A 235-nucleotide genomic window follows, 5' to 3' on the forward strand; every position below is an offset into this window, starting at 1 on the left:
GGCGACAAGGTAGTGCCCTATTTCCGCGGCCACGAGGAGGAGAATCCGGCGCTCGGCTGGCGTGCGATCCGCCTCGCGCTCGATCGGCAGGGACTACTGCGGACGCAGCTTCGTGCCCTGCTGAGGGCTGCGGCGGGCATCGAGCTGAAGCTCATGGTGCCGATGTTGACCGAGGTCTCCGAAATCGCCGCGGTGCGCGAATTGCTACAGAAGGAAGTGCAGCATCTCTCCCGCT

The 235-nt window shown here is 65.1% G+C and carries 1 protein-coding gene; it reads left to right on the top strand.

Annotated features, from left to right (window positions below; genetic code table 11):
• Nucleotides 1-235 (top strand): putative PEP-binding protein (locus ACPYOJ_RS36860; protein WP_481420613.1); only part of this gene is annotated, 235 nt, incomplete at both ends.

The organism is Rhizobium sp. SVR5-9E, from assembly GCF_056755095.1.